Origin of the sequence: Bacillus sp. JNUCC-22 (genome assembly GCF_018861275.1) — a bacterium.
GTDB classification, from domain to species: domain Bacteria; phylum Bacillota; class Bacilli; order Bacillales; family Bacillaceae; genus Bacillus; species Bacillus velezensis.
Genome location: NZ_CP076408.1, coordinates 1 through 10,000 on the forward strand (window position 1 = coordinate 1; position 10,000 = coordinate 10,000).

Sequence of the window (10,000 nt, forward strand, 5' to 3'; positions counted from 1 at the left end):
ATGGAGAATATATTGGATCTTTGGAATCAAGCTCTAGCTCAAATTGAGAAAAAGCTAAGCAAACCGAGTTTCGAAACTTGGATGAAGTCGACGAAAGCCCATTCGCTGCAAGGGGATACCTTAACCATCACCGCTCCCAATGAATTTGCCAGAGACTGGCTGGAGTCCAGGTACTTACATCTCATTGCAGATACCATATACGAATTAACCGGGGAAGAATTGAGCGTCAAATTTGTCATTCCTCAAAATCAGGACGAAGAAAACTTTTTACCGAAACCGCAAGTGAAAAAAGCGGCAAAAGAGGAACCGTCTGATTTTCCCCAAAGCATGCTCAACCCGAAATATACATTCGACACATTCGTCATCGGATCGGGAAACCGATTCGCCCATGCAGCATCACTGGCTGTGGCGGAAGCACCCGCTAAAGCGTACAACCCTTTATTTATATACGGTGGAGTCGGCTTAGGAAAAACCCACTTAATGCACGCGATCGGCCATTATGTCATTGATCATAATCCTTCAGCCAAAGTGGTGTACCTGTCTTCTGAAAAATTCACAAATGAATTCATCAACTCAATCCGCGATAATAAAGCCGTTGATTTCCGCAACCGCTACCGGAACGTTGATGTACTTTTGATAGATGATATTCAATTTTTAGCCGGAAAAGAACAAACACAGGAAGAGTTTTTCCATACATTCAACACGCTTCATGAAGAAAGCAAACAAATCGTGATTTCCAGCGACAGACCGCCGAAAGAGATCCCGACCCTTGAAGACCGCCTGCGTTCGCGGTTCGAATGGGGATTGATTACGGATATCACACCGCCGGATCTGGAAACGCGGATTGCCATCCTGAGAAAAAAAGCGAAGGCGGAAGGTCTTGATATTCCGAACGAGGTCATGCTTTACATCGCGAATCAGATTGACAGCAACATCCGCGAACTGGAAGGGGCATTAATCCGGGTTGTCGCCTATTCATCCTTAATCAATAAAGACATTAACGCAGACCTGGCTGCAGAAGCATTGAAAGATATTATTCCGTCTTCTAAGCCGAAGGTCATTACGATAAAAGAGATTCAGCGGATTGTCGGACAGCAGTTCAACATTAAGCTTGAAGATTTCAAAGCGAAAAAGCGCACGAAATCCGTGGCGTTCCCAAGACAAATTGCGATGTATCTTTCAAGAGAAATGACGGATTCTTCTTTGCCTAAAATCGGGGAAGAATTTGGCGGCAGAGACCATACAACCGTCATTCACGCCCATGAAAAGATTTCAAAACTGCTGATTGATGACGAGCAGCTTCAGCAGCAGGTGAAAGAAATAAAAGAACTGCTTAAATAATAGTGCCCTCGGATGAATCGGGGAAAGTGTGAATAACTTTTTCATAGCCATACACAGTCTGTCCACATGTGGATAGGCTGTGTTTCCTGTCTTTTTCACAACTTATCCACAAATCCACAGGCCCTACTATTACTACTGCTATTTTTAAAATATATTAATTATATTATCCGTTAGGAGGATAAACATGAAATTTACGATTCAAAAAGATCGTTTAGTCGAAAGTGTACAAGACGTTCTAAAAGCCGTTTCATCCAGAACCACAATTCCCATTCTCACCGGTATTAAGATCGTCGCCTCAGATGAAGGAGTATCTTTCACAGGAAGTGACTCTGATATTTCAATCGAGTCATTCATTCCGAAAGAAGAAGATGATAAAGAAATCGTGACGATCGATCAGCCGGGAAGTATCGTGCTGCAAGCGCGTTTCTTCAGCGAAATCGTTAAAAAACTTCCAATGGCGACTGTTGAAATCGAAGTTCAAAATCAATATTTAACGATTATCCGTTCCGGAAAAGCCGAATTTAATTTAAACGGCCTTGATGCAGATGAATATCCGCATCTGCCGCAAATCGAAGAGCATCACGCCATTCAGATTCCGACGGATCTTTTGAAAAACCTGATCCGCCAAACGGTGTTCGCTGTGTCCGCCTCAGAAACACGCCCTATCTTGACAGGTGTAAACTGGAAAGTCGAAAACGGTGAATTATTATGCACTGCCACGGATAGCCACCGACTCGCTTTAAGAAAGGCGAAGCTTGATATTCCGGAAGACAGCTCTTATAACGTGGTCATTCCTGGGAAAAGCTTAACCGAGCTGAGCAAAATTCTTGATGACAACCAAGAACTGGTTGATATCGTCATTACAGAAACCCAAGTTCTGTTCAAAGCGAAAAACGTATTGTTCTTCTCAAGATTGCTTGACGGAAACTATCCGGACACGACCAGCTTAATTCCGCAGGAAAGCAAAACGGAAATCGTCGTGAACACGAAGGAATTTTTACAGGCGATAGACCGTGCTTCTTTATTGGCGAGAGAAGGCCGCAACAACGTTGTAAAGCTTTCTGCCAAACCGGCGGATTCGCTGGAGATTTCATCAAATTCTCCGGAAATCGGGAAAGTGGTCGAAGCTGTGCTGGCTGACCAGATTGACGGCGAGGAATTAAATATTTCATTCAGTCCAAAATATATGATGGACGCACTGAAAGTACTTGAAGGAGCGGACATCCGTATCAGTTTTACGGGAGCGATGAGACCGTTTCTTATCCGTACGCCGAATGATGAAACCATCGTTCAGCTCATCCTTCCGGTCAGAACGTATTAATCAAACAGAATGTGCTGCCGGCTTAGTTCGGCAGCTTTTCTATTCATCAGCCGCTCCCTCAAGTTTTCCCTTTCCTTATTTCAGGATTTTTTAGTACAATTAGATATTAGTGATATTTGAAAGAGGTCGATATTATGGCAAATCCGATTTCGATTGATACAGAAATGATTACGCTTGGCCAGTTTTTAAAATTAGCCGATGTGATTCAGTCCGGCGGCATGGCGAAGTGGTTTCTGAGCGAGCATGAGGTGACTGTCAACAATGAACCTGACAATCGCCGCGGCAGAAAGCTTTACGTTGGAGACGTGGTCGCGATTGAAGGATTTGGTTCATTTCAAGTCGTCAATTAAAGCGGGTGACAGCGGTTGTATATCCAAAATTTAGAATTAACATCCTACCGTAATTATGAGCGCGCTGAGCTTCAATTCGAAAACAAGGTGAATGTGATCATCGGGGAAAATGCCCAAGGCAAAACCAATCTGATGGAAGCCATCTATGTCCTTTCGATGGCAAAATCACACCGCACCTCAAATGACAAAGAACTTATACGGTGGGACGAAGACTATGCTAAAATAGAAGGAAGAGTGATGAAGCGAAACGGGGACATCCCGATGCAGCTTGTCATCTCCAAAAAAGGTAAAAAGGGCAAGGTCAATCATATAGAGCAGCAAAAACTCAGTCAGTATGTCGGAGCGCTGAACACCATTATGTTTGCCCCTGAGGATTTAAATCTCGTCAAAGGAAGCCCCCAGGTGAGGAGGAGATTTCTCGATATGGAGATCGGGCAGGTTTCTGCCGTTTATCTGTATGATTTATCTCTTTATCAAAAAATCCTTTCACAGCGGAATCATTTTCTGAAACAGCTGCAAAGCCGGAAACAGACTGACCGGACCATGCTTGACGTTCTCACTGATCAGCTGATTGAAGCAGCCGCAAAAGTTGTCGCCAAACGTCTGCAGTTTACGGCGCAGCTTGAAAAATGGGCGCAGCCGATCCATTCCGGCATTTCCCGGGGACTTGAAGAACTGACGCTTAAGTACCACACGGCGCTTGATGTATCAGATCCCAAAGATTTGTCGAAAATAGGTAACAGCTACCAGGAGTCTTTTTCGAAATTAAAAGAAAAAGAAATAGAACGAGGCGTCACATTATTCGGACCGCATCGGGATGATGTCCTTTTTTATGTGAACGGACGCGATGTGCAGACGTACGGTTCGCAGGGACAGCAGCGTACGACGGCTTTGTCTTTGAAGCTGGCCGAAATAGATTTGATTCATGAAGAAATCGGAGAATACCCCATTTTACTTTTGGATGATGTACTAAGCGAGCTGGATGATTACCGACAGTCCCATTTGCTTCATACGATCCAAGGCCGTGTGCAGACATTTGTCACCACGACAAGCGTGGATGGCATTGACCACGATACCTTACATCAAGCAGGAATGTTCCGTGTGGAAAACGGTACGTTAGTGAAGTGAAGAAATGAGGTGAGCGATTGTATATTCATTTAGGTGACGACTTTGTCGTTTCAACACGCGATATCGTCGGCATTTTTGACTGCAAGGTCAATGTATCGCCGATCGTTGAAGAATTTCTGGACAGACAGAAAGAAAAAGTAGTGCCGTCCGTAAACGGCACGCCAAAGTCTATCGTAGTCACGACTGAGAATATATATTACTCTCCCTTATCTTCCGGCACACTGAAGAAACGTGCGCAATTTATGTTAGAAATAGATTCTTAGCGGATCTTTACAATGAATATATCGTTTAAGAAAAGTGTAGGTGAATGTGCATGGCTATGGAACAGCAGCAAAATAGTTATGATGAGAATCAGATACAGGTATTAGAAGGTTTGGAAGCTGTTCGAAAGAGACCGGGGATGTACATCGGATCAACTAACAGCAAAGGCCTTCACCACTTGGTGTGGGAAATCGTCGACAACAGTATTGACGAAGCCCTGGCCGGTTATTGTACAGATATTAACATCGAAATTGAAAAAGATAACAGCATTACCGTTAAGGACAACGGGCGCGGGATTCCGGTCGGTATCCAGGAGAAGATGGGCCGCCCTGCGGTTGAAGTCATCATGACCGTTCTCCACGCCGGCGGTAAATTTGACGGAAGCGGATATAAAGTATCCGGCGGTCTTCACGGTGTAGGGGCGTCTGTCGTAAACGCCTTGTCGACCACTCTTGACGTTACGGTTCATCGTGACGGAAAAATCCACTATCAGGCGTACGAGCGCGGTGTACCTGTGGCCGATCTTGAAGTGATCGGTGATACTGATAAGACCGGAACGATTACGCACTTCGTTCCGGATCCGGAAATTTTCAAAGAAACAACCGAATACGACTATGACCTGCTTTCAAACCGTGTCCGGGAATTGGCCTTCCTGACAAAAGGCGTAAACATCACGATTGAAGACAAACGTGAAGGACAAGAACGGAAAAACGAGTACCACTACGAAGGCGGAATCAAAAGCTATGTTGAGTACTTAAACCGTTCCAAAGAAGTCGTTCATGAAGAGCCGATTTATATCGAAGGCGAGAAAGACGGCATAACGGTTGAAGTTGCATTGCAATACAACGACAGCTATACAAGCAATATTTATTCTTTCACAAATAATATCAACACATACGAAGGCGGCACGCATGAAGCCGGATTTAAAACCGGTCTGACCCGTGTCATAAACGACTATGCAAGAAGAAAAGGGATTTTCAAAGAAAATGACCCGAATTTAAGCGGGGATGATGTGAGAGAAGGGCTGACTGCCATTATTTCAATTAAGCACCCTGATCCGCAATTCGAAGGTCAGACGAAAACGAAGCTCGGCAACTCCGAAGCGAGAACGATCACTGACACGCTGTTTTCTTCTGCGCTGGAAACATTCCTTCTTGAAAATCCGGACTCAGCCCGCAAAATCGTTGAAAAAGGTTTAATGGCCGCAAGAGCGCGGATGGCAGCGAAAAAAGCGCGGGAATTGACCCGCCGCAAAAGTGCGCTTGAGATTTCCAATCTGCCGGGCAAACTGGCGGACTGTTCTTCTAAAGATCCGAGCATTTCCGAGCTGTATATCGTAGAGGGTGACTCTGCGGGCGGATCAGCGAAACAGGGACGGGACCGTCACTTCCAAGCCATTCTGCCGCTGCGCGGTAAGATTCTGAACGTTGAGAAAGCCAGACTTGATAAGATTCTCTCAAACAATGAGGTCAGATCAATGATAACGGCCCTCGGAACAGGAATCGGAGAAGATTTTAATCTTGAAAAAGCGCGTTATCATAAAGTGGTCATCATGACGGATGCCGATGTTGACGGCGCCCACATCAGAACGCTTTTATTAACGTTCTTCTACAGATACATGCGGGAAATCATCGAAAACGGCTATGTCTACATTGCCCAGCCGCCGCTTTATAAAGTGCAGCAGGGAAAACGGGTGGAATACGCTTATAATGATAAGCAGCTTGATGAGCTGTTAAAAGAACTTCCGCAATCACCTAAGCCCGGCCTCCAGCGTTATAAAGGTCTTGGAGAAATGAACGCGACTCAGCTTTGGGAAACGACAATGGACCCTGCGACCAGAACGCTTCTGCAAGTTAATCTTGAAGATGCAATGGACGCTGACGAGACTTTTGAAATGCTGATGGGTGACAAAGTAGAACCACGGAGAAACTTCATAGAAGCAAACGCCAGATACGTGAAAAATCTTGATATTTAACCAAGAAAGCCTTATTTTCGTTAAGAAATAAGGCTTTTTTCTCAAAGCGGCTTCTAAAGCCTCTGAAAACCCGCAAAACCCGTATATTCTACTAAATTAATGTGTATAAACACAAGTTTATTGATATAATGGAGAATAGTGAAATCGTATTGAAGATCATAATGGACAATCTACTCCCACATTATTTCATGTGATACTTCAGGGAGGTTTTTTTAATGAGTGAACAAAACACACCACAAGTACGTGAAGTCAATATCAGTCAGGAAATGCGGACATCCTTCCTGGACTATGCAATGAGCGTTATCGTATCCCGGGCGCTTCCGGATGTGCGTGACGGTCTGAAGCCGGTTCACAGGCGGATTTTGTACGCAATGAATGATTTAGGCATGACCAGTGACAAACCATATAAAAAATCTGCCCGTATCGTCGGTGAAGTTATCGGTAAGTACCACCCGCACGGTGACTCAGCGGTTTACGAATCAATGGTCAGAATGGCGCAGGATTTTAACTACCGCTACATGCTTGTTGACGGACACGGCAACTTCGGTTCGGTTGACGGCGACTCAGCGGCCGCGATGCGTTACACAGAAGCGAGAATGTCAAAAATTGCAATGGAAATCCTCCGGGACATTACGAAAGATACGATTGATTATCAAGATAACTATGACGGCGCAGAAAGAGAACCTGTCGTCATGCCTTCGAGATTTCCGAATCTGCTCGTAAACGGAGCTGCCGGTATTGCGGTCGGAATGGCGACAAATATTCCTCCGCATCAGCTTGGGGAAGTCATTGAAGGCGTGCTTGCCGTAAGCGAGAATCCTGAGATTACAAACCAGGAGCTGATGGAATACATCCCGGGCCCGGATTTTCCGACTGCAGGTCAGATTTTGGGCCGGAGCGGCATCCGCAAGGCATATGAATCCGGACGGGGATCCATTACGATCCGGGCTAAGGCTGAAATCGAAGAGACATCATCGGGAAAAGAAAGAATTATTGTCACAGAACTTCCTTATCAGGTGAACAAAGCGAGATTAATTGAAAAAATCGCAGATCTTGTCCGGGACAAAAAAATCGAAGGAATTACCGATCTGCGTGACGAATCCGACCGTAACGGAATGAGAATCGTCATTGAGATTCGCCGTGACGCCAATGCTCACGTCATTTTGAATAACCTGTACAAACAAACAGCCCTGCAGACGTCTTTCGGAATCAACCTGCTGGCGCTCGTTGACGGACAGCCGAAGGTACTGAGCCTGAAACAATGTCTGGAGCATTATCTTGATCACCAAAAGATTGTGATCCGGCGCAGAACGGCTTACGAACTTCGCAAAGCGGAAGCGAGAGCTCACATTCTGGAAGGTTTAAGAATCGCTCTCGATCATTTAGATGCTGTTATTTCTCTTATCCGCAGTTCCCAGACGGCTGAAATTGCGAGAACGGGTTTGATCGAACAATTCTCACTGACTGAAAAACAAGCGCAAGCCATTCTGGATATGCGCCTTCAGCGATTAACCGGTCTGGAGCGCGAAAAGATTGAAGAGGAATATCAATCACTTGTTGCGCTTATCGCCGAGCTGAAAGATATTTTAGCCAATGAAGAAAGAGTTCTTGAGATCATCCGTGAAGAACTTAATGAAATCAAAGAGCGTTTCAATGATGAGAGACGCACTGAAATCGTGACGTCCGGTCTTGAAACAATTGAAGATGAAGATCTTATCGAGAGAGAAAACATCGTCATCACACTGACCCATAACGGCTATGTTAAACGTCTCCCGGCGTCCACATACCGCAGCCAAAAAAGGGGCGGAAAAGGCGTACAGGGAATGGGAACGAATGAAGATGACTTTGTGGAACACTTAATTTCCACATCAACGCACGATACGATCCTGTTCTTCTCTAATAAAGGGAAGGTATACCGTTCTAAAGGATATGAAATCCCTGAATACGGCCGTACGGCAAAAGGCATTCCGATTATTAACCTTCTGGAAGTTGAAAAAGGCGAATGGATTAATGCCATTATTCCGGTCAGCACGTTTGATGAGGAGCAATACCTCTTCTTTACGACCAAACAAGGGGTGTCGAAACGTACGGCACTGTCCCAGTTTGCGAATATACGGAATAACGGACTGATCGCCCTAGGTCTCCGGGAAGACGATGAACTGATGGCCGTCCGCCTGACTGACGGCAAGAAACAAATCATCATCGGAACGAAGAACGGTTTGCTGATCCGTTTCCCTGAAGAAGATGTAAGACAAATGGGACGCACAGCTGCGGGTGTTAAAGGCATCACGCTGACAGACGATGATGTCGTTGTAGGCATGGAGATTCTTGAAGAAGACTCCCACGTCCTCATAGTGACAGAAAACGGCTACGGCAAACGCACACCGGCTTCAGAATACAGAGTTCAAAGCCGGGGCGGAAAAGGCCTTAAAACATGTAAAATCACTGACAGCAACGGTCCGTTAGTAACCGTGAAAGCAACAAAAGGCGAAGAGGACTTAATGATTATTACGGCAAGCGGCGTGTTAATCAGAATGGATATTAATGATATCTCCACTACGGGACGCGTAACACAAGGCGTCCGTCTGATTCGCATGTCTGATCACGAGCATGTAGCCACTGTGGCGCTTGTGGAAAAGAATGAAGAAGAGCCGGAAGAAACGGAAGAAGTATAAACGTAAAAGCGCAGCTGTAACAGGCTGCGCTTTTACTATATAAAGAAATGAAAAAAAGCTTTGACACATAATGATGATGCTGATATAATAATTTTTGTTGTCTTTTTAATAGAAAGGCAAGCCTAGCGAAAATATTTTTCAAAAAAAGTATTGACCTAGCAAACTGAAAATGTTATGATTAAGAGGTCGCTTCGAGAGAAGTGAAAAAAGTTCTTTGAAAACTAAACAAGACAAAACGTACCTGTTAATTCAAAGTTTTAAATAAATCGCACAGCGATGTGCGTAGTCAGTCAAACTACTTTATCGGAGAGTTTGATCCTGGCTCAGGACGAACGCTGGCGGCGTGCCTAATACATGCAAGTCGAGCGGACAGATGGGAGCTTGCTCCCTGATGTTAGCGGCGGACGGGTGAGTAACACGTGGGTAACCTGCCTGTAAGACTGGGATAACTCCGGGAAACCGGGGCTAATACCGGATGGTTGTTTGAACCGCATGGTTCAGACATAAAAGGTGGCTTCGGCTACCACTTACAGATGGACCCGCGGCGCATTAGCTAGTTGGTGAGGTAACGGCTCACCAAGGCAACGATGCGTAGCCGACCTGAGAGGGTGATCGGCCACACTGGGACTGAGACACGGCCCAGACTCCTACGGGAGGCAGCAGTAGGGAATCTTCCGCAATGGACGAAAGTCTGACGGAGCAACGCCGCGTGAGTGATGAAGGTTTTCGGATCGTAAAGCTCTGTTGTTAGGGAAGAACAAGTGCCGTTCAAATAGGGCGGCACCTTGACGGTACCTAACCAGAAAGCCACGGCTAACTACGTGCCAGCAGCCGCGGTAATACGTAGGTGGCAAGCGTTGTCCGGAATTATTGGGCGTAAAGGGCTCGCAGGCGGTTTCTTAAGTCTGATGTGAAAGCCCCCGGCTCAACCGGGGAGGGTCATTGGAAA

Annotated in this window: 7 protein-coding genes and 1 rRNA gene (1 of these 8 cut by a window edge); all 8 read left to right on the forward strand. The window is 45.6% G+C overall.

The genetic code is table 11. From position 1 onward, the window contains the following. Positions 1–1,341 (forward strand): chromosomal replication initiator protein DnaA, encoded by a 1,341-nt coding sequence (gene dnaA, locus JNUCC22_RS00005; RefSeq protein ID WP_007409908.1) that lies wholly within the window; start codon positions 1–3, stop codon positions 1,339–1,341. 184 nt (positions 1,342–1,525) lie between these two features. Then, positions 1,526–2,662: a DNA polymerase III subunit beta gene (dnaN, locus tag JNUCC22_RS00010; protein WP_014416704.1), complete on the forward strand. Its 1,137-nt coding sequence runs from the start codon at positions 1,526–1,528 to the stop codon at positions 2,660–2,662. Between the two features lie 134 nt (positions 2,663–2,796). Further along, positions 2,797–3,012, forward strand: coding sequence for a ribosome maturation protein RlbA (rlbA, locus tag JNUCC22_RS00015; protein WP_004392910.1), 216 nt, complete (start codon positions 2,797–2,799; stop codon positions 3,010–3,012). 15 nt (positions 3,013–3,027) lie between these two features. Continuing rightward, the gene (gene recF / locus JNUCC22_RS00020) at positions 3,028–4,140 is read left to right on the forward strand and encodes a DNA replication/repair protein RecF (RefSeq protein WP_007409910.1); all 1,113 of its coding nucleotides are present in this window, start codon (positions 3,028–3,030) and stop codon (positions 4,138–4,140) included. A gap of 17 nt (positions 4,141–4,157) precedes the next feature. Continuing rightward, on the forward strand, positions 4,158–4,403 hold the full coding sequence (gene remB / locus JNUCC22_RS00025; RefSeq protein ID WP_004392908.1) for an extracellular matrix regulator RemB: 246 nt from the start codon (positions 4,158–4,160) through the stop codon (positions 4,401–4,403). A 56-nt stretch (positions 4,404–4,459) separates the two neighbouring features. Beyond that, a complete protein-coding gene (gyrB, locus tag JNUCC22_RS00030; protein WP_007409911.1) occupies positions 4,460–6,376 on the forward strand; it encodes a DNA topoisomerase (ATP-hydrolyzing) subunit B in 1,917 nt (638 codons plus the stop codon). Between the two features lie 215 nt (positions 6,377–6,591). Beyond that, a complete protein-coding gene (gene gyrA / locus JNUCC22_RS00035; protein WP_007615117.1) occupies positions 6,592–9,051 on the forward strand; it encodes a DNA gyrase subunit A in 2,460 nt (819 codons plus the stop codon). A gap of 300 nt (positions 9,052–9,351) precedes the next feature. Next, positions 9,352–10,000 (forward strand): 16S ribosomal RNA (locus JNUCC22_RS00040); it runs 901 nt beyond the window's last position.

What these genes read in the sequence shown, in the direction of transcription:
- dnaA (WP_007409908.1), top strand. Translation starts at nt 1, where the DNA reads ATGGAGAATATATTGGATCTTTGGAATCAAGCTCTAGCTCAAATTGAG.
- dnaN (WP_014416704.1), top strand. Translation starts at nt 1,526, where the DNA reads ATGAAATTTACGATTCAAAAAGATCGTTTAGTCGAAAGTGTACAAGAC.
- rlbA (WP_004392910.1), top strand. Translation starts at nt 2,797, where the DNA reads ATGGCAAATCCGATTTCGATTGATACAGAAATGATTACGCTTGGCCAG.
- gyrB (WP_007409911.1), top strand. Translation starts at nt 4,460, where the DNA reads ATGGAACAGCAGCAAAATAGTTATGATGAGAATCAGATACAGGTATTA.
- gyrA (WP_007615117.1), top strand. Translation starts at nt 6,592, where the DNA reads ATGAGTGAACAAAACACACCACAAGTACGTGAAGTCAATATCAGTCAG.